Below are 18748 nucleotides of genomic sequence, written 5' to 3' on the forward strand. Positions count from 1 at the left end.
GCCCGGTTACATTCCGAACCCGGAAGCTAAGCCTCATAGCGCCGATGGTACTGCAGGGGGGACCCTGTGGGAGAGTAGGACGCCGCCGAACAATCATTCAGAAGAAGCCCCCCGCCTTTCAGGCGGGGGGCTTCTTCGCGTTGTGCGGGTGCCACCGGATACCCTTCGCCAATGCAGAACCTGACGCTGACGTGGCAGACCTCGGCCGGTGCCTCCGTGGCGCTGTACGGTGCGGCGTTCGCGGTCAGGCGGGTGGGTGCTCGGCGGGCCGGCGCGGAGGCGGGGCGGGGGCGGGCGGCGGTCGCGGCGGATGTGCTGCGGGAGGCGGGGACGCTGCTGGCGTTGTTCGCGCTGTGGCAGGTGGTGGGGCACCTGTCGTTGGTGGGGACGGACAACGCGTTGGACCGGGGGGAGTGGATCCACCGGACGGAGTTGTCGCTCGGGTTCCCGGACGAGGCGTCGTGGCAGCGGGCGGTGATGCCGTACCCGTGGGTGGTGAAGGCGGCGAACTATTACTACGCGACGATGCACTTCGGCGTGATGCTCGTCGTCCTGCTGTGGCTGTTCCTGCGGCACCGGGACCGGTACGGGTGGGTGCGGACCACGGTGGTGCTGACGACGGCGGTGTGTCTGCTGGTCCAGTTCATCCCGGTGGCGCCGCCGCGGATGCTGCCGGGGAACGGGTTCGTGGACCTGGCGGCGGAGTACGGGCAGTCGGTGTACGGGACCGCGGTGGCGGGGGTGGTGGCGGACCAGCTGTCGGCGATGCCGTCGGTGCACGTGGCGTGGTGCGTGATCGTGGCGGTGGCCGTGATCACGGTGGCGCGCGGGCCGTGGCGTTGGCTGGTGGTGCTGCACCCGGTGGCGACGGTGTGGGTGGTCGTGGTGACGGCCAACCACTTCTGGGCGGACGGGTTGGTGGCGCTGGCGATCCTGCTGGTGGTGTACCTGGTGCAGTTCGCGTCCTCGGGGTGGCGGCAGGACGACGTCCGGCCCGAGCCGGTGGTGGCGTGGCCGACGGAGGGCTCCAGGCCGGAGCGGCGCTCGGTGAAGCACTGAGGCCGACGGCCGGGGGTGGAGCTCAGACCGGCTGGGCGGAGAGCAGGGCGTCGGCGAGTGCGGTGCGGTAGTACCGGCTGGCGGGGCCGGAGCGGGCGCGGGCGACCAGGCGGGCGTCGAGCAGGATGCTGAGGTGGTCGCCGATCGCCGCGGGGCTGAGGCCCGTGAGGGTGGCCAACTGGGCGGTGTCGCGCGGACGGTCCAGGCCGGCCAGCAGTTCGGCGCGGGCGGCGCCGAGCAGGCGTCCGAGGCTGGCGGGCGGGGTGCGCGGGGTGGGGACGGGTCCGGCGGAGGTCGGGTAGACCACGGTGACGCGGGCGTGGGTGTCCCGGACGAGCCAGCCGTGACGGGCGCTGCACGGGATGAACAGCAGCTCGGTGACGGCGGGTTGGCCGGTGGGCAGGGCGACGTCCGGGAGCGCGGCGGGCCATCCGTGGGTGGCGGCGTGCCGGGTGCGGGCGGCGATGTCGGCGCGGAAGGCGTGCCGTCGGTGCGGCCAGTCGGGGCGGACGACGTGCTGCCAGGTCCACTCGAGGAGTTCGGCGAAGCCGCGGGTCGCTCGGAGCCGGGTGAAGTCGGGTTCGCGCGCGTCGTCGTCCGGGCCGGGGGGCGGGAGGGGCAACTCGGCGGGCCAGGTGGCGGCTTGGCGGGTGGCGAGCCAGTCCGCGAGTGGGGGGTGGGCGTCGAGGCGCTCCAGGAAGGCGGGCTGGTGGGCGGCGAGCCAGGCGCGACGCCACGGCTCGGGGCGGATCTCGGCGAGGATGCCGACGGTGGCGATGGTCTCGACCAGCGGTGAGAGTGCGAAGCGGCACGCCGCGGGGGTTTCCGTGCTCACCTGCCAGTGCCCCATGTGCCGCCTCCGGTCGCCTCCGAACGAGACAGTAGCAATCGTGGGAGGGGGAGGGAGGGGATTGTTGGGAGGTGGGATGTGGGGGTCTTGGGGTGGGGGCGGCAGTCGCGGGAGGGGGAGGGGGAGGGGGGGATTGTTGGGAGGCGGGGTGTGGGGGCGGCGATCGCGGGAGGGGGTTCTGGGGGTGGATCAGGGGACGCGGAGGGTTGGGGGCCCGGGAGTGGGGTGTGGGGAGTGTTCGACGGTCGCGGGACGCCCGGAGGCCCGGGCGCCGTGGGGGTGGCGTCCGGGCCTCGGGGGGTGGGGCGCTTACTTGACCGGGAGTTCGACCCGGCCCCAGCGTCCGCCGGTGAGGGTGGCGGTGGCCCAGTACCAGGCGGCCAGGCCGGAGACCGCGGCGACCCAGGAGCCGGCCTTGCCCCAGCCGCTGGTCTCGCTGAGGACGCCGATGGCGCTGAGCGCCAGGGAGACCGTCAGGAGGCCGTAGACGGCGCGGGCGAGGAGGCCGGAGCCCCAGGAGGCTGCGGTGAGGGTGAGCGCGAGGAGCGCCCACAGGAGGAGGAACAGGCCCGCGGTGTTCTTGTTGGCGGCGCCGGCACCGGACCAGACGGCCCAGAACGCGCCGAGGGCGGTGAACGCGGTGCCGCTGAAGCGGTCGCCGCCGCGGAACTGCCAGAGGCCGGCGATGAACAGCGTCACGCCGCCGACCAGGTGGGCGACCGTGCCGGCGCCGCCGGCCGAGGTGCCGCTGAGGATGCCGGTGCCGAGCAGGCCGTAGGCCAGCAGGGTCAGACCGAGGGCCAGGTAACCGAGCGGACCCGCGTCTGCGGATCGGGCGTTCGCCCCGGAGGCTTCATTGCTCACCGGAGGCTCCTTTCACTCTGCGCCAGGGCATGGCGAGGTAGCCCTGAAGGGTGGGTGTGCGAAGAGTTGCGCGCGACCGGGCCGTGGGCGCACCGAAGAAGGGGGGGTGCGGCGGCTGCGGTGGAGTGAGCGACCTCGCGGCTCAGCCGCTGGTCGGTGCCCTTCCGGGGTGGAAGCCCCCGGTGCTTACGGTGTACCCAGCCCAGCCGCTATGTACCCTTGTGAATCACGCAGAATGAGCAAGTGTGAGCAAACCGTGACTAGTTCTGACGCTGGGTCGGAATACGGAGCGTCAGGATCGCCATGTCGTCGGACGGCGGCTCGGGGGCGAAGCGCTCGACGGCGCGGTGGACCCGGGCGGCGACCGCGCCGGCGGTGAGTCCGGCGCAGCCGGTGAGGACCTCGATCAGGCCTTCGTCGCCGAGCATCCGGCGGCCTTCCCGGCGTTCGGTGACGCCGTCGGTGACGCAGAGCAGGACCTCGCCGGGGGCGAGGACCAACTCCTCGGCGGTGAGGTCGAGTTCGTCCATGACGCCGAGCAGCGGCTGGGGCGAGGCGGCCTGGTCGACCTGGCCGTCGGTGCGCAGCCGCAGCGGCAGCGGGTGGCCGGCGCAGACCAGCGAGAGGGTGGTGGAGCCGTCCTCGCGCGGGGTGAGTTCGCCGTAGAGCAGGGTGAGGAAGCGGGCGCGGCTGCCCTCGTCGAGGATGGCGGCGTTCAGCCGGGTGAGGACCTGCGGGGCGGTCAGGCCCTCGCGGGCCAGCAGGCGCAGGGAGTTGCGGGCCAGGCCGGTGACGGAGGCGGCTTCGGGGCCGGTGCCGCAGACGTCGCCGATGGCGAAGCCGTAGGTGCCCTCGCGGATCGGGAAGAGGTCGTAGAAGTCGCCGCCGACCTCGTTGCCCTCGCCGGCGGCCTGGTAGAAGACGTCCACCTCGACGCCCGGGATCTTCGGCAACTCGGGCGGCAGCAGGGCGCGTTGGAAGGCCTGGCTGGTGGCGGTGCGCTCGGAGTAGAGCCTGGAGTTGTCGAGGGCCAGCGCGGCGCGGCGGGACAGGTCCTCGCCGAGTTCGAGGATCTCCTGGCGGAATCTGACGCCGTACCGGGCGCCGAGGACGAGCAGGCCGATGACCCGGTTGCGGGCGGAGAGCGGCAGTACGACCGTCTCGCCGAGCAGGCCGGCGAGTTCGGGGCTGTCGGCGAGGCCGAGCGCGCGGGCGGTCTCGGCGGGGGCGGCCCAGGGGCGGGCGCCGGGGCTGCGGACCGGGTCGGGTGCGGCGGTCTTGTCGAGCAGGGCGCGCAGCGGGTCGATGCGGTCCTCGTCCTCGTGCAGGACGAAGGCGAGTTCGGCGCCGCCGGCGGTGTCGGCGGTGGTGTACACGGCGCACCAGGAGGCGAGGGTGGGAACGGCCATCTGCGCCATCAGGGCGAGGGTCTGCTCGTGTTCGAGGGTGCCGGCCAGCAGGTCGGAGGCTTCGACCAGGAAGGAGAGCGAGCCGCGGCGCAGCCGTTCGAGTTCGCTGAGCCGGGCGCTCTCCAGGGCGAGGGCGATCCGGTCGGCGGCGAACTGGAGGCGCAGCGCGTCCTCGTTGTCGTAGCGGCCGGGTTGGGCGGCGGCGACGCCGAGGGAGCCGGTGAGGCGGCCTTCGACCTTGAGCGGGACGGTGATCAGCGAGCGCAGTTCGGTGTCGGCCAGCAGCGGGGCGCTGCCCGGGCGGACGGCGAGGTCCTCGTGGACGGCGGGCAGCCGGGCGGAGTCGTAGCGGCCGGCGCCGATGGCGTCGATCGGCAGCCGGGCGAAGCGGCGGGTGGGGCCCGGCAGGCCGGTGGCGGCGCGCAGTTCGAACTCGGTCTCGTCCTCGCTGGTGAGCAGCAGGTAGGAGGCGTCGGCGTCGAGCAGGTCGCGGGCGCGCTCGACGATGCGCTGGAGCAGGCTGGAGAGGTCGTCGGGGGAGACCGGGCCGACCAGCAGATCGAGCGGTTCGACGGCGGTGGCGGTGGTCTCGACGCTGGTGCCGGGGCTGCGCAGGACGGCGCGGTCCTGCTCGCGGACCAGCAGGCACAGCACGGTGGGGACGCCGTCGCTGTCGCGCAGCCGGACGTGCGCGCCGTAGACCGGGCGGACCACGTCGTCGGTGGTGCGGACGGTGTAGCTGCCCTCCCAGCGGGCCAGGCGCAGGGTGTCGCCGAGGCCGAGTCCGGGGGTCTGCGGCCAGATCGCGAACTCGGCCCAGGGACGGCCGAAGACGGCGTCGGCGGGGTGCTGGAAGAGCGCTTCGGCGTCGGCGTTCCAGTGCCGGACCCGGCCGTGCTCGTCGAGTTGGACGACGGCGACGCGGACCGGGCCGTCGGCGGCGGGGAGTTCGCCGCCGGGGAGGCTGGGCAGCGCGTAGCGGGTGCCGGGCTGCTGCTCGGCCAGGGCGAGCCGGAACCACACGGTCTTCCGGCCGGCCGCGTACTCGACGCCCCAACTGCTGGACAGTGCGGAGCACATGAGCAGGCCGCGGCCGCCCTCGCCGTCGGGGTCGGCGTACCGGTCGGAGTTGAGGGTGACGTTGGCGAAGGACGGCAGGCCGCGTTCGGGGTGGCGGTCGGTGACCTCGATCCGGACGGTCTCGTCCTCGCGCAGGCAGGCGACCTCGGCGGCGGTGCCGGCGTGCACCACGGCGTTGGTGACCAGTTCGCTGACCAGCACGACGGCGTCGTCGACGACCTCGGGCAGGTCCCATCCGAGCAGGGCGTCCCGGACGAAGCCGCGGGCAGCGGCGGCCGACCGGTCGACCGGTTCGAAGGTGGCGGCTGCGCGCGCGGTGACCACGGCCACGTCTCCTCTGCTCTGGTCCGGTGTCTGTCTGGTCCCCCGGGCGGCGTGCTGGGGCCCGGTGCGGCCCTCCACCCTACTTTCCGGTTGGTACCCAGTGGGCCCGGGGACCTGAAACAAGCCCCAGGGGGTGATTTCGTTCACCACTTTCGTCGCCGACCTGGAAAACCCTGGGCAACCGGCCCGTCACCGGGTGCAGGTGCTGTCACACTGGGGGGTCCGTGTGCCGTGGGCCGCCTCCGGGTGGCCGGGTACGCGGCGCGGGAGCGGCGGGCCGGTCGCCGGTCCTTCCGCGGCGGTGAACAGTGATGAGCTGGGAGGGCCCCGTTGAGTTCGGCGACCAAGGACGTTTCCGGTACGACGACGACGCCTGCGGCGCGCGGCAGCCGGTCGGCGCCGCCGTCGCGGGCCGGCGGGCGCCGCTCGGGTCCGGGCCGCGGCGCGGAGCCCGCGGAGCTGCGCAAGCTGCTGGCCGCGCTGACCGCGATGCGGGACGGCAACTTCCGCCGCCGGCTGACCTTTCCCGGCGACGGCCTGCTGGCGGAGATCGCCGCGGTCTTCAACGAGGTGGCCGAGCGCAACCAGCACCTGACGGGTGAACTGGCCAGGGTGCGGCGGGCGGTGGGCCGGGAGGGCCGGCTGTCCGAGCGGCTGGAGACCGGGGTCGGCGAGGGCGCCTGGATGGCGGCGGTCGACAACTGCAACGCGCTGATCGACGACCTGGCGCGGCCGATGGCGGAGGTCGGCCGGGTGCTGTCGTCGATCGCCGAGGGCGACCTGACGCAGAGCATGGAGCTGCGCTCGGTGCACACGACCGGCGCGAGCTACCCGCTGCGCGGCGAGTTCCTGAAGGTCGGCCGGACCGTGAACGGACTGGTCGACCAGCTCAGCGAGTTCACCGACGAGGTGACCCGGGTGGCGATCGAGGTCGGCACCGAGGGCAAGCTCGGCGGGCAGGCCCGGGTGCGCAGCGTCTCCGGTTCGTGGAAGGACCTGTCGGACTCGGTCAACACGATGGCGGGCCGGCTGACCGCGCAGGTCCGCAACATCGCCGAGGTGACCACCGCGGTGGCCCGCGGCGACCTCTCCCGCAAGGTCACCGTCGACGTGGACGGCGAGATGCTGGAGCTGAAGAACACCGTGAACACCATGGTGGACCAGCTCAACTCCTTCGCCGCGCAGGTCACCACGGTGGCCCGCGACGTGGGCACCGAGGGTCGGCTGGGCGGTCAGGCGCAGGTGTCGGGCGTCGCGGGCGTGTGGCGCGACCTGACCGACTCGGTGAACTTCATGGCGGCGAACCTGACCGCGCAGGTCCGCAACATCGCCGAGGTGACCACCGCGGTCGCCAAGGGCGACCTGTCGCGCAAGATCGAGGTCGACGCGCGCGGCGAGATCCTCGAACTGAAGAACACCATCAACACGATGGTCGACCAGCTGTCGGGCTTCGCCGAGCAGGTGACCCGGGTGGCGCGCGCGGTCGGTACCGAGGGCATCCTGGGCGGCCAGGCGCAGGTGCCGGGCGTGGCGGGCGTCTGGAAGGACCTCACCGAGAACGTCAACTCGATGGCGAACAACCTGACGTCCCAGGTCCGCAACATCGCCCAGGTGACCACCGCGGTCGCCAAGGGCGACCTGTCGCAGAAGATCCAGGTCGACGCGCGCGGCGAGATCCTGGAGCTGAAGAACACCATCAACACGATGGTCGACCAGCTCGGCGCGTTCGCCGACGAGGTGACCCGGGTGGCCCGGGACGTCGGCACCGAGGGCATCCTCGGCGGCCAGGCCAGTGTGCCGGGGGTCTCCGGTACCTGGAAGGACCTCACCAACAGCGTCAACCTGATGGCCAACAACCTGACCAGCCAGGTGCGTTCGATCGCCGAGGTGACCACCGCGGTGGCCCGCGGCGACGTCTCCAAGAAGATCACCGTCGACGCCAAGGGCGAGATCCGCGAGCTGGTCACCACCGTCAACACCATGGTGGAGCAGCTGTCGGCGTTCGCCGACGAGGTGACCCGCGTGGCCCGCGAGGTCGGCACCGACGGCATCCTGGGCGGTCAGGCGCGGGTCTCCGGCGTCTCGGGCATCTGGCGCGACCTGACCGACAACGTCAACCTGATGGCGTCCAACCTGACCTCGCAGGTGCGCAACATCGCCGAGGTCGCCTCCGCGGTGGCCCGCGGCGACCTGTCGAAGAAGATCGCCATCGACGCGGCCGGCGAGGTCGCGGCGCTGGCCGACACGCTGAACACGATGGTCGACCAGCTGTCGGCCTTCGCGGTCGAGGTGACCAGGGTGGCCCGCCAGGTCGGTACCGACGGCATCCTGGGCGGTCAGGCGGGCGTGCCGGGCGTGGCCGGCATCTGGAAGGACCTGACCGAGAACGTCAACCTGATGGCCAACAACCTCACCGGCCAGGTCCGCAACATCGCGCTCGTCATCACCGCGGTCGCGCGCGGCGACCTCTCGCAGAAGATCGACGTCGACGCCCGCGGCGAGATCCTGGAGCTCAAGACCAGCATCAACACGATGGTCGACCAGCTCTCCGCCTTCGCCGACGAGGTCACCCGCGTCGCCCGCGAGGTGGGCACCGACGGGCGGCTCGGCGGCCAGGCCCGCGTCCCCGGCGTGGCCGGCACCTGGCAGGACCTGACCGAGTCGGTGAACGAACTCGCCAACAACCTGACCCGCCAGGTCCGCGCGATCGCCCAGGTCGCCACCGCGGTGACCCGCGGCGACCTGTCGCCCCGCATCACCGTGGACGCGTCCGGAGAGCTCGACGAGCTCAAGGACAACATCAACCAGATGATCGCCAACCTGCGCGAGACCACCCGGACCAACAAGGAACAGGACTGGCTGAAGACCAACCTGGCCCGGATGTCCGGTCTGCTGCAGGGCCGCCGCGACCTGTCCGCGGTCGCCTCGCTGATCATGAGCGAGCTCACCCCGGTGGTCTCCGCCCAGCACGGCGCGTTCTTCCTCGCCCAGCCCGCCGGCCGCACCGCCGAACTGGTCACCGAGGACGACGACGAGAACGACATCGTGCTGCGGCTGATCGGCTCGTACGGCTACCACCGGCGCACCATGCCGACCACCTTCCGGCTCGGCGAGGGCCTGATCGGCCAGGCCGCGGTGGAGAAGCGGCCGATCGTGCTGAAGGAGACCCCGCCCGGCTACCTGAAGATCTCCTCCGGCCTCGGCGAGTCCTCCCCGGCGCACGTGGTGGTGCTGCCGGTGCTGTTCGAGGGCCGGCTGCTCGGCGTGATCGAACTGGCCACCTTCTCCAGCTTCACCGCGGTCGCGCTGGACTTCCTGAACCAGATCGCCGACCAGATCGGCGTCACCGTCAACACCATCTCGGTCAACACCAAGACCGAGGGCCTGCTCCTCGAGTCCCAGCGCCTGACCGCCGAACTCTCCATGCGATCGGCCGAGTTGGAGGCCCGCCAGGAGGAGCTGGAGCGCACCAACGAGGAGTTGCAGGAGAAGGCCGAGCAACTCGCCCAGCAGAACCGCGACATCGAGATCAAGAACAGCGAGATCGAGGAGGCCCGGCAGATCCTGGAGGAGCGCGCCGAGCAGCTCGCGCTGGCCTCCCGGTACAAGAGCGAGTTCCTCGCCAACATGTCGCACGAGCTGCGCACCCCGCTCAACTCGCTGCTGATCCTGGCCAAGCTGCTCTCCGACAACAACGAGGGCAACCTGTCCGCCAAGCAGGTCGAGTTCGCCGAGACCATCCACGGCGCGGGCTCCGACCTGCTGCAGCTGATCAACGACATCCTCGACCTGTCCAAGGTGGAGGCCGGCAAGATGGACGTCCGCCCGGCCAAGATCGCCCTGGTGCAGCTGGTCGACTACGTGGAGGCGGCGTTCCGCCCGCTGACCGTGGAGAAGAACCTGGACTTCGCGGTCCGGGTCTCCCCGGACCTGCCGGTCACCCTGCACACCGACGAGCAGCGCCTGCAGCAGGTGCTGCGCAACCTGCTGTCCAACGCGGTGAAGTTCACCGACGCCGGCGCGGTCGAGCTGATGATCCGTCCGGTGGGCGGCGACGAGGTCCCGCAGCACGTGCGCGAGCAACTGCTGGAGTCCGGCACCATGGACGACCCGGACGAGCTGCTGATCGCCTTCTCGGTCGCCGACACCGGGATCGGCATCCCCGGCAACAAGCTGCGGGAGATCTTCGAGGCGTTCAAGCAGGCCGACGGCGGCACCAGCCGCAAGTACGGCGGAACCGGCCTGGGCCTGTCGATCAGCCGGGAGATCGCCAGGCTGCTCGGCGGCGAGATCCACGTCGGCAGCGAGCTCGGCGTCGGCTCGACCTTCACGCTCTACCTGCCGCTGCGCAGCGAGGGCCCCGAGCCGGTCACCCTGGAGCGCGCGGGCGCCCCGCGCGCCGCCGCCGAGCCCCAGCGCACCCCCGCCGAGCAGTGGACCCAGGAGGCCCGCGAGCTGGTCGAGGAGCGCCGCCGCGGCACCGCCGAACGCCGCCGCGCCACCCGCCCCGAGGACGCCCCGCGCCAGGCCGAGGAGACCGTCCCGCGGCAGGGCGACGCCCGCCCGGCGCCCGGCGTCCCGCCGCGCTTCGACGGCGAGCGGGTGCTGATCGTCGACGACGACATCCGCAACGTGTTCGCGCTGACCAGCGTGCTGGAGCAGTACGGCCTGACCGTGCTGTACGCGGAGAACGGCCGCGAGGGCATCGAGATGCTGGAGCAGCACGAGGACGTCGCCCTGGTGCTGATGGACATCATGATGCCGGAGCTGGACGGCTACGCGACCACCGAGCAGATCCGCCGGATGCCGCGGTTCTCCGGGCTGCCGATCATCGCGCTGACCGCCAAGGCGATGAAGGGCGACCGGGAGAAGAGCCTGCAGGCCGGCGCCACCGACCACATCACCAAACCGGTGGAGACCGACCACCTGCTGGCGGTGATGCGCCAGCACCTCCCCGTCGGGTAACCGCCGCCCGCCCGGGGCGCCCTCGCTGGCGGCCCCGGCCGGGAACCCGGTAGGGTCACCCGTCGTTGCCAACAGTGACCGGACGGTGACGGCCGGCACCGGGCCTGTGGCAGGCAAGGGGGTACGGCTAGCATGACCGGGGTAGTGAGGGGCGACGCACTGGTGTCCGCCCTCGGGAAACAACCGGCAGGAGGGCGGGTCCTGGTGCAGAAGGCGAAGATCCTCCTGGTCGACGACCGGCCGGAGAACCTGCTCGCACTCGAGGCGATCCTCTCCGCGCTCGACCAGACCCTGGTGCGCGCCGCGTCCGGCGAGGAGGCGCTCAAGGCGCTGCTCACCGACGACTTCGCGGTGATCCTGCTGGACGTGCAGATGCCCGGCATGGACGGCTTCGAGACGGCCGCGCACATCAAGCGCCGCGAGCGGACCCGGGACATCCCGATCATCTTCCTCACGGCGATCAACCACGGCCCGCACCACACCTTCCGCGGCTACGCGGCGGGCGCGGTCGACTACATCTCCAAGCCCTTCGACCCGTGGGTGCTGCGCGCCAAGGTCTCGGTCTTCGTCGACCTCTACATGAAGAACTGCCAGCTCAAGGAGCAGGCGGCGCTGCTGCGGCTGGAGCTGGAGGCCGGTGAGGGCCCGGCGATCGGCGGGGCGCTGCTCGGCGAGCTGTCCGCCCGGCTGGCCGCCGTCGAGGAGCAGGCCGAGGCGCTGACCAAGCAGCTGGACGCCGCCGCCGACAGCGGCGCCGCGGCCACCGCGGCCCACCTGGAGCGCAAGCTGGCCGGCCTGCGCCGGGCGCTGGAGGCGCTGCGTCCCGGCAGTAGCTGACGGGTCGTCGGCTCCGCCCGTCCGGGTGATATCGCGCAGCCTGACGGCGCGTCGGCGACACAACCCGCCGAAGTGCGCCCGCGCATGTCCGGCGCAGGGGTGCGCCGGTAGGCTGCTGTCCCATGGCCACACGATCGCCCGGAAGCGCCGCCGCACGCACCGCCAAGTCCGGGCCGGCCAAGAAGGCACCGGCGAAGAAGGTCGCCGCGCCCGCCAAGAAGGCGCCGGCGAAGAAGGCGGCCGCGAAGAAGACCGCCGCCCCGCCGCCGCCCCCGCCCCGGCCGATACTCTTCCGCGCCGTGCGCGCGGTCTGGCTCGGGGTGGCGCACTCGGTCGGCGCGGTCTTCCGCGGCTTCGGCCACGGCGCCCGCAACCTGCACCCCGACCACCGCAAGGACGGCGTCGCGCTGCTGCTGCTGGCGCTCGGCCTGGTCACCGCGGCCGGCACCTGGTTCAGCCCGCAGGGCTGGCTCGGCGAGGCCGCCACCAACGTCGTCTCCGGCCTGTTCGGCCGCCTCGACGTGCTGGTGCCGTTCCTGCTCCTCGCGGTCGCGGTGCGGCTGATGCGCCACCCCGAGGGGCCGGAGGCCAACGGCCGGATCGCGATCGGCCTGACCACCCTGGTGGTCGGCGTGCTCGGCCTGGTCCACATCGGCTGCGGGGCGCCCGCGATGGGCACCGGCGCGACCCGGATCCGGCAGGCCGGCGGCATCCTCGGCTGGGCCGCGTCCACCCCGATGATGGCCGCGGCCGGCCCGCCGCTGGCCGTCCCGCTGCTGCTGCTGCTCGCCTTCTTCGGCCTGCTGGTGGTCACCGCCACCCCGGTCAACCGGATTCCCGACCGGCTGCGCCAGGTCGGCGTGCGGCTCGGCGTGGTCGAGCCGCTGCCCGACGGCGCGGTGTCCTCCGGCGGCCGCGCCTACTCCACCGCCCCGCCGGAGGACGCCGACCCGGACGCGCTGCCGATCACCATCGACGACGACGAGCTCTCCGCCCGCCGCCGGCGCCGCCGCCGCAAGTCGGATCCGGCCGAGTCGGCCGCCGCGCCGGTCTCCTTCGACAAGGACCCGTACGCCACCCGCGACCTGGCCGCCGGCGTCGCCGCCGACCTGGACGGCGCCCTGCTGTACGGGGTGCCCGGCTCGCCCGCGGTGGCCAGCATGCTCGGCCAGGTCAAGGACGCTGTGCCGGATTCGACCACGGGCGCACCGCCCGAGGAGTCGTGGACGCCGGAGGTGCCCGCCGCGCGCGCCTCGGACGCCCCCGACGGCCACGGCGACGCCCCCGCCCGGATGGAACAGCTCCAGCTGTCGGGCGGCGTCGGTTACTCGCTGCCCCCGCTCGACCTGCTGGAGCGCGGCGCCCCCGCCAAGGTCCGCACCCAGCTCAACGACGACGTGAAGGCCCAGCTCACCGGCGTGTTCTCCGAGTTCAAGGTGGACGCCCGGGTCACCGGCTTCACCCGCGGCCCGACGGTCACCCGCTACGAGGTGGAGCTCGGCCCGGCCGTGAAGGTCGAGCGGATCACCGCGCTGGCGAAGAACATCGCCTACGCGGTGGCCACCCCGGACGTCCGGATCATCTCGCCGATCCCCGGCAAGTCCGCGGTCGGCGTGGAGATCCCCAACCGCGACCGGGAGATGGTCACCCTCGGCGACCTGCTGCGCTCGCGCGCCGCCGCCGACGACCAGCACCCGATGGTGGTCGGCATGGGCAAGGACGTCGAGGGCCACACCGTGATGGCCAACCTGGCGAAGATGCCGCACGTGCTGGTGGCCGGCGCGACCGGCGCCGGCAAGTCGTCCTGCATCAACTGCCTGATCACCTCGGTGCTGATCCGCGCCACCCCCGACGAGGTCCGGATGGTCCTGGTCGACCCCAAGCGGGTCGAACTGACCGCCTACGAGGGCATCCCGCACCTGATCACGCCGATCATCACCAACCCGAAGAAGGCCGCCGAGGCCCTCCAGTGGGTGGTGCGCGAGATGGACATGCGCTACGACGACCTGGCCGCCTTCGGCTTCCGGCACGTCGACGACTTCAACGCGGCGGTGCGGGCCGGCACCGTGCAGCCCCCGCTCGGCAGCGAACGGGAACTGACGCCCTATCCGTACCTGCTGGTGATCGTCGACGAGCTGGCCGACCTGATGATGGTCGCCCCGCGCGACGTCGAGGACTCGGTGGTCCGGATCACCCAGCTCGCCCGCGCCGCGGGCATCCACCTGGTGCTGGCCACCCAGCGGCCCTCGGTCGACGTGGTCACCGGCCTGATCAAGGCCAACGTGCCGTCCCGGCTGGCCTTCGCCACCTCGGCGATGGCCGACTCCCGGGTCATCCTGGACCAGCCCGGCGCGGAGAAGCTGATCGGCAAGGGCGACGCGCTCTTCCTGCCGATGGGCGCCTCCAAGCCGGTCCGCATGCAGGGCGCCTTCGTCACCGAGGCGGAGATCGCCAAGGTGGTCCAGCACTGCAAGGACCAGCTGGCCGCCCGCTACCGCGAGGACGTGGTGGTCGGCGGCGGGCCGAAGAAGGAGATCGACGAGGAGATCGGCGACGACCTGGACCTGCTGATCCAGGCCGCCGAACTGGTCGTCAGCACCCAGTTCGGCTCGACCTCGATGCTCCAGCGCAAGCTCCGGGTCGGTTTCGCGAAAGCCGGCCGTCTCATGGACCTGATGGAATCCCGCGGGATCGTGGGTCCCAGCGAGGGCTCCAAGGCCCGCGACGTGCTGATCAAACCCGACGAACTCGACGGTGTACTGATTACTCTGCGCGGGTAACCGACGGGTGGTGCAGCACGCTCGCGTCGGCCGGGTGACCACCCGTCAACTCCGGCCGACGACTGTGGCTCGTTCGGGCCCCCTCCGGTTGAGAAACGTTACGCCACCACCCCTAGACTGGTCTCTCAGCAGGTGGCCTCACGCTCGAAAGGCGCGCCCAGTGACCATCGGCAAGACCCCCCGTCGTGCAGCTCCCGGCTCCGCCGTGCCCGCCTCCGGTGCCCCGGAACGCACCGGCGAGGACGGGCCGAGCATCGGACGGGTGCTCGCCACCGCCCGGATCGACGCCGGACTGACGGTCGACCAGGTCAGTACCCAGACCCGGATCCGGGTGCCGATCGTGCACGCCATCGAGTCCGACGACTTCGAGCGCTGCGGCGGCGCGTTCTACGCCCGCGGCCACCTGCGGCTGATCGCCCGCGCCGTCGGCGTCGACGGCGAGGCCCTGGTCGCCCGCTACGACGGCGAGTACGGCCACGGCTCCGCGCCGAAGGCCAGCCAGCTGCTGGACGCCGGCCCGATCAAGGTCACCGACCACCGCCGGCCGAACTGGACCGCCGCGATGGTCGCGGCGATCGTCGCCGTGGTCGGACTGATCGGCTACAACCTGGTCGGCTCCTCGTCCTCCGGCGGCAACCAGCCCGGCAGCGCCAGCGCCCCGCTGCCCTCCGGCGCCTCCGCCGCGGCCACCCTGTCCGCCTCCGCGCAGCCGCCCGCCCCGGCCCCCAGCGTCGCCGCGATCGCCGCCGCCCCGGCCGACAAGGTCACCGTGAAGCTGGTCGCCGACAAGGACAAGAGCTGGGTCACGGCCAAGGACGGCAGCGGCAAGTCGCTGTACTCCAACAACCTCGAAGCCGGCCAGGACCAGACGTTCACCGACCCGAAGAAGATCACCCTGGTGATCGGGAACGCCGGCGCCGTCCACCTGTTCGTCAACGGCAAGGACCTCGGACCGGCCGGTCAGGACGGGCAGGTCGTGCACCTCACATACACCCCCGGCGACCCGCAGGCGGGCTGATCCGGGCCTCCTGATCGAGGCTCGCGCCCTCCGGGGGGAACGCCACCGGGGGGCGCGCGTTAATCTTGGCGTCATGCCTGAACCCCGCACTGTCGCCCTGGTCACGCTCGGATGCGCCCGCAACGAGGTGGACTCCGAGGAACTCGCCGGGCGACTGGAGGCCGACGGCTGGCGGCTGGTGGACGACGCCAGCGAAGCCGACGTCGCCGTCGTCAACACCTGCGGGTTCGTCGAGGCCGCGAAGAAGGACTCCGTCGACGCCCTGCTCGAGGCCAACGACCTCAAGGGCCACGGCCGCACCCAGGCCGTGGTCGCGGTCGGCTGCATGGCCGAGCGCTACGGCAAGGAGCTCGCCGACGCCCTCCCCGAAGCCGACGGCGTGCTCGGCTTCGACGACTACGCCGACATCTCCACCCGCCTGAACACCATCCTGTCCGGCGGCCACGTCGAGGCCCACACGCCGCGCGACCGCCGCAAGCTGCTGCCGCTCACCCCGGTCGAGCGGCAGGCCGCCGCCGCGGCGGTCGCGCTGCCCGGCCACGGCGCCCCCGAGGACCTCCCCGAGGGCGTGGCCCCCGCCTCCGGCCCGCGCACCCTGCGCAAGCGCCTGGACGCCTCCCCGGTCGCCTCGATCAAGCTCGCCTCCGGCTGCGACCGCCGCTGCTCGTTCTGCGCCATCCCGGCCTTCCGCGGCTCGTTCATCTCCCGCCGCCCCAGCGACGTGCTGAACGAGGCCGTGTGGCTGGCCGGCGAGGGCGTCCGCGAGGTCGTCCTGGTCTCCGAGAACAACACCTCGTACGGCAAGGACCTCGGCGACATCCGCCTGCTGGAGACCCTGCTCACCGAGATCGCCGCCGTCGACGGCATCGAGCGGGTCCGGGTCAGCTACCTGCAGCCCGCCGAGATGCGACCGGGCCTGATCGACGCGATGACCGGCACCGACAAGGTGGTGCCGTACTTCGACCTCTCCTTCCAGCACTCCGCGCCCGCGGTGCTGCGCCGGATGCGCCGCTTCGGCAGCACCGAGCAGTTCCTCGGCCTGCTGGAGTCGATCCGCGCCAAGGCCCCCGAGGCCGGCGCCCGCTCCAACTTCATCGTCGGCTTCCCCGGGGAGACCGAGGAGGACTACGCGGAGCTGGAACGGTTCATCACCCACGCCGGCCTGGACGCCATCGGCGTCTTCGGCTACTCGGACGAGGACGGCACCGAGGCCGCCGGCTACGACGGCAAGATCGACCAGGACGTCGTCGACCAGCGCGTCGCCCGGCTCTCCCGGCTCGCCGAGGAGCTCACCGCGCAGCGCGCGGAGGCCCGCATCGGCAGCGAGGTCACCGTGCTCGTGGAGTCCGTCGAGGACGGCGTGGTCGAGGGCCGCGCCGCCCACCAGGCCCCCGAGACCGACGGCCTGACCACGCTGCTCGGCGTCGAGAACCCGGTCGTCGGCCGGTTCTACCGCGCCGAGGTCATCGGCACCGAGGGCGTCGACCTGGTCGCCGAGGCGCTGCAGGCCACCGGAGCGGACGTATGACCAAGGGGCCGGGGGCCCCGGCCGCCACCCGGCCGACCCCGGCCGCCGCACCCCCGCCGCCCGGCGTGTGGAACATCGCCAACGTGCTGACCATGTTCCGGCTGCTGCTGGTCCCGGTCTTCGTCGCGCTGCTCTTCGCCGGCGGCGGGCACGACCCCAAGTGGCGGGCCTTCGCCTGGGCGGCCTTCGCCATCGCGATGATCACCGACGTCTTCGACGGCGAACTGGCCCGCCGCAAGGGCCTGATCACGGACTTCGGGAAGATCGCCGACCCGATCGCCGACAAGGCGATCATGGGCGCCGGCCTGGTCGGCCTGTCGATCCTCGGCGACCTGCCCTGGTGGGTCACCGCCGTGATCCTCGCCCGCGAACTCGGCATCACGCTGATGCGGTTCTGGGTGATCCGCTACGCCGTCATCCCGGCCAGCCGCGGCGGCAAGCTGAAGACCCTCACCCAGGGCATCGCGGTCGGCATGTACGTCCTGGTGCTCACCGGCCCGCTGGCCACCGCCCGCGCCGTCGTGATGGGCGTCGCGGTCGTGCTCACCCTCGCCACCGGCCTGGACTACGTCGTCCAGGCGGTCCGGCTGCGCCGCGAGGGCCTGGCCCGGGAGCGCGCCGGTGAGTGAACCGGCGGGCCTGGCGGCGCTGGCGCTCGACGCCCTCAAGGCGGAGGGCGCGACGCTGGCGGTCGCCGAGTCGCTCACCGGCGGGCTGCTGGCCGCCACGCTGGTCGACGTGCCCGGCGCCTCCGCGGTCTTCCGCGGCTCGGTCACCGCGTACGCCACCGAGCTGAAGGCCTCGCTGCTCGGCGTCGACGAAGGCCTGCTGGCCGTGCACGGGCCGGTCCACCCCGTGGTGGCCCGGCAGATGGCCGAGGGCGCGCGGCGGCTGCTCGGCGCGGACTACGCCCTCGCCACCACCGGCGTGGCCGGCCCCGACCCGCAGGACGGGCAGCCCGTCGGCACCGTCCACGTCGCGCTGGCCGGCCCGGCGGGAACAGAAGCCAGGCCGCTCCGGTTGTCGGGGGGGCGTGCCACCATCCGACAGGGGTCGGTGGCCGCCGCTCTGGAGCTGCTGCTGGAACGGCTAGCGCCCGAGGCCCGGCCGCGCTGAGCTTTGCGGAAAACCGCGAAGGCGCGGCATCAAGCGGAGGATCGTGTTACACCGGATGCTCCGGCTGGCAGGAACAGCAGGACGACATCCCGTCGGAATCCCGACCGGTGCCGGACATCTGCCCGTCACGGGTGGTTCGGCGGCCAGGATGGGGAAGAACAGGGGAGGGGACGCCTTGCAGCCCAGAGTGAACACGACCCCGGTCCCCGCACGGGATGCAGACAAGGCGGTACGGTGGGGTCGTGACATCTCGATCCGCAGTCCGAGGAGGGAGGCACCGATGATTCTGCTCCGTCGCCTGCTGGGCGATGTGCTGCGTCGGCAGCGCCAGCGCCAGGGCCGCACACTCCGCGAGGTGTCGGCAGCTGCCAGAGTCTCGCTCGGGTACCTCTCCGAGGTCGAGCGGGGTCAGAAGGAGGCGTCCTCCGAGCTGCTCTCCGCCATCTGCGACGCGCTGGACGTGCGGATGTCGGAGGTCATGCGCGAGGTCAGCGACGAACTGTCGCTCGCCGAACTTGCGGCGATGGCCACCCTCTCCGAGGGTGATCTGCTGAGGCCGGTGCTCGAACCGGTTCCGCTGCCGGCCCCCGGCGTCGACCGGTCCGGATCCATCTCGCCCAAGGCGGCGATGGACGTGGTGGCGGCCTGACCGGACCTCGACCGCCCCGCCACGACGCGGGGCGCCGGGTGAAGGAGGGTCCGCGATGCGAAGTGCACTGCTGCTCGGTACGTCGGCACTGGCCGGCCTGGGCTTGATACTGCTGCTGACGGGCGGCACCGCGATTCACGGCGGTGCCGCCCTCGGCATGCTCGCCGCGGGCTGGTGGGGGATGGGGCTGATCCCGGTGCACGCCCGGCAACAGCCCGAGCCCCCGGTCACCCGTCGGCAGGATCGCGAAGCGGACGAATGACGCGTCC

The 18748-nt window shown here is 72.5% G+C and carries 13 protein-coding genes and 1 rRNA gene; 11 read left to right on the plus strand and 3 right to left on the minus strand.

The annotated features are described in order from the left end of the window. Positions 1-91: ribosomal RNA gene (rrf, locus tag AB0K51_RS22380) — 5S ribosomal RNA — on the plus strand; the annotation flags it as partial. 80 nt (positions 92-171) lie between these two features. Beyond that, complete coding sequence (locus tag AB0K51_RS22385; protein WP_363458285.1) at positions 172-1059, plus strand: phosphatase PAP2 family protein; 888 nt, start codon at positions 172-174, stop codon at positions 1057-1059. A gap of 22 nt (positions 1060-1081) precedes the next feature. Here AB0K51_RS22385 and AB0K51_RS22390 read toward each other — a convergent pair whose 3' ends face one another. The 3 genes from AB0K51_RS22390 to AB0K51_RS22400 all read right to left on the minus strand — a co-directional run bounded on the left by AB0K51_RS22390 (position 1082) and on the right by AB0K51_RS22400 (position 5586). After that, positions 1082-1894, minus strand: a complete 813-nt coding sequence (locus AB0K51_RS22390) for a winged helix-turn-helix domain-containing protein (protein ID WP_363458288.1) — start codon at positions 1892-1894, stop codon at positions 1082-1084. A 324-nt stretch (positions 1895-2218) separates the two neighbouring features. Further along, entirely contained in the window at positions 2219-2773 is a 555-nt protein-coding gene (locus AB0K51_RS22395; protein WP_363458291.1) for a GPR1/FUN34/YaaH family transporter, read from the minus strand. A 260-nt stretch (positions 2774-3033) separates the two neighbouring features. Beyond that, positions 3034-5586 (minus strand): SpoIIE family protein phosphatase, encoded by a 2553-nt coding sequence (locus AB0K51_RS22400; RefSeq protein WP_363458294.1) that lies wholly within the window; start codon positions 5584-5586, stop codon positions 3034-3036. A 489-nt stretch (positions 5587-6075) separates the two neighbouring features. On the opposite strand from AB0K51_RS22400, the gene AB0K51_RS22405 reads away from it, so the two are divergent. From AB0K51_RS22405 to AB0K51_RS22445, 9 genes are all read left to right on the plus strand, one after another. After that, positions 6076-10551, plus strand: a complete 4476-nt coding sequence (locus AB0K51_RS22405) for a HAMP domain-containing protein (protein WP_363458378.1) — start codon at positions 6076-6078, stop codon at positions 10549-10551. Between the two features lie 201 nt (positions 10552-10752). Then, positions 10753-11388: a response regulator gene (locus tag AB0K51_RS22410; protein WP_363458380.1), complete on the plus strand. Its 636-nt coding sequence runs from the start codon at positions 10753-10755 to the stop codon at positions 11386-11388. A gap of 122 nt (positions 11389-11510) precedes the next feature. Further along, complete coding sequence (locus AB0K51_RS22415) at positions 11511-14168, plus strand: DNA translocase FtsK (RefSeq protein ID WP_363458297.1); 2658 nt, start codon at positions 11511-11513, stop codon at positions 14166-14168. Between the two features lie 160 nt (positions 14169-14328). Further along, the gene (locus AB0K51_RS22420; RefSeq protein WP_363458300.1) at positions 14329-15186 is read left to right on the plus strand and encodes a helix-turn-helix domain-containing protein; all 858 of its coding nucleotides are present in this window, start codon (positions 14329-14331) and stop codon (positions 15184-15186) included. Positions 15187-15259: 73 nt separating this feature from the next. Beyond that, positions 15260-16714 carry a 30S ribosomal protein S12 methylthiotransferase RimO gene (gene rimO / locus AB0K51_RS22425; RefSeq protein ID WP_363458303.1) on the plus strand — a complete coding sequence of 485 codons (1455 nt, stop codon included), beginning with the start codon at positions 15260-15262 and terminating at the stop codon, positions 16712-16714. Then, complete coding sequence (gene pgsA, locus AB0K51_RS22430; RefSeq protein WP_363458306.1) at positions 16711-17343, plus strand: CDP-diacylglycerol--glycerol-3-phosphate 3-phosphatidyltransferase; 633 nt, start codon at positions 16711-16713, stop codon at positions 17341-17343. Before rimO ends, pgsA begins: the two co-directional genes overlap by 4 nt. After that, entirely contained in the window at positions 17336-17830 is a 495-nt protein-coding gene (locus tag AB0K51_RS22435; protein ID WP_363458309.1) for a nicotinamide-nucleotide amidohydrolase family protein, read from the plus strand. Before pgsA ends, AB0K51_RS22435 begins: the two co-directional genes overlap by 8 nt. 280 nt (positions 17831-18110) lie before the next feature. After that, the gene (locus AB0K51_RS22440; protein ID WP_030457965.1) at positions 18111-18479 is read left to right on the plus strand and encodes a helix-turn-helix transcriptional regulator; all 369 of its coding nucleotides are present in this window, start codon (positions 18111-18113) and stop codon (positions 18477-18479) included. A gap of 55 nt (positions 18480-18534) precedes the next feature. Continuing rightward, positions 18535-18741, plus strand: a complete 207-nt coding sequence (locus AB0K51_RS22445) for a hypothetical protein (RefSeq protein ID WP_363458314.1) — start codon at positions 18535-18537, stop codon at positions 18739-18741. Positions 18742-18748: the final 7 nt, after the last annotated feature.

The sequence above is a fragment of the Kitasatospora sp. NPDC049285 genome (genome assembly GCF_040678815.1).
In the GTDB taxonomy this organism is placed as follows: domain Bacteria; phylum Actinomycetota; class Actinomycetes; order Streptomycetales; family Streptomycetaceae; genus Kitasatospora.

Bases quoted from the DNA above. Each gene is read 5' to 3' on its own strand.
- AB0K51_RS22385 (WP_363458285.1), top strand. From the start codon at position 172: ATGCAGAACCTGACGCTGACGTGGCAGACCTCGGCCGGTGCCTCCGTG.
- AB0K51_RS22405 (WP_363458378.1), top strand. From the start codon at position 6,076: ATGCGGGACGGCAACTTCCGCCGCCGGCTGACCTTTCCCGGCGACGGC.
- AB0K51_RS22415 (WP_363458297.1), top strand. From the start codon at position 11,511: ATGGCCACACGATCGCCCGGAAGCGCCGCCGCACGCACCGCCAAGTCC.
- rimO (WP_363458303.1), top strand. From the start codon at position 15,260: ATGCCTGAACCCCGCACTGTCGCCCTGGTCACGCTCGGATGCGCCCGC.
- pgsA (WP_363458306.1), top strand. From the start codon at position 16,711: ATGACCAAGGGGCCGGGGGCCCCGGCCGCCACCCGGCCGACCCCGGCC.
- AB0K51_RS22440 (WP_030457965.1), top strand. From the start codon at position 18,111: ATGATTCTGCTCCGTCGCCTGCTGGGCGATGTGCTGCGTCGGCAGCGC.
- AB0K51_RS22445 (WP_363458314.1), top strand. From the start codon at position 18,535: ATGCGAAGTGCACTGCTGCTCGGTACGTCGGCACTGGCCGGCCTGGGC.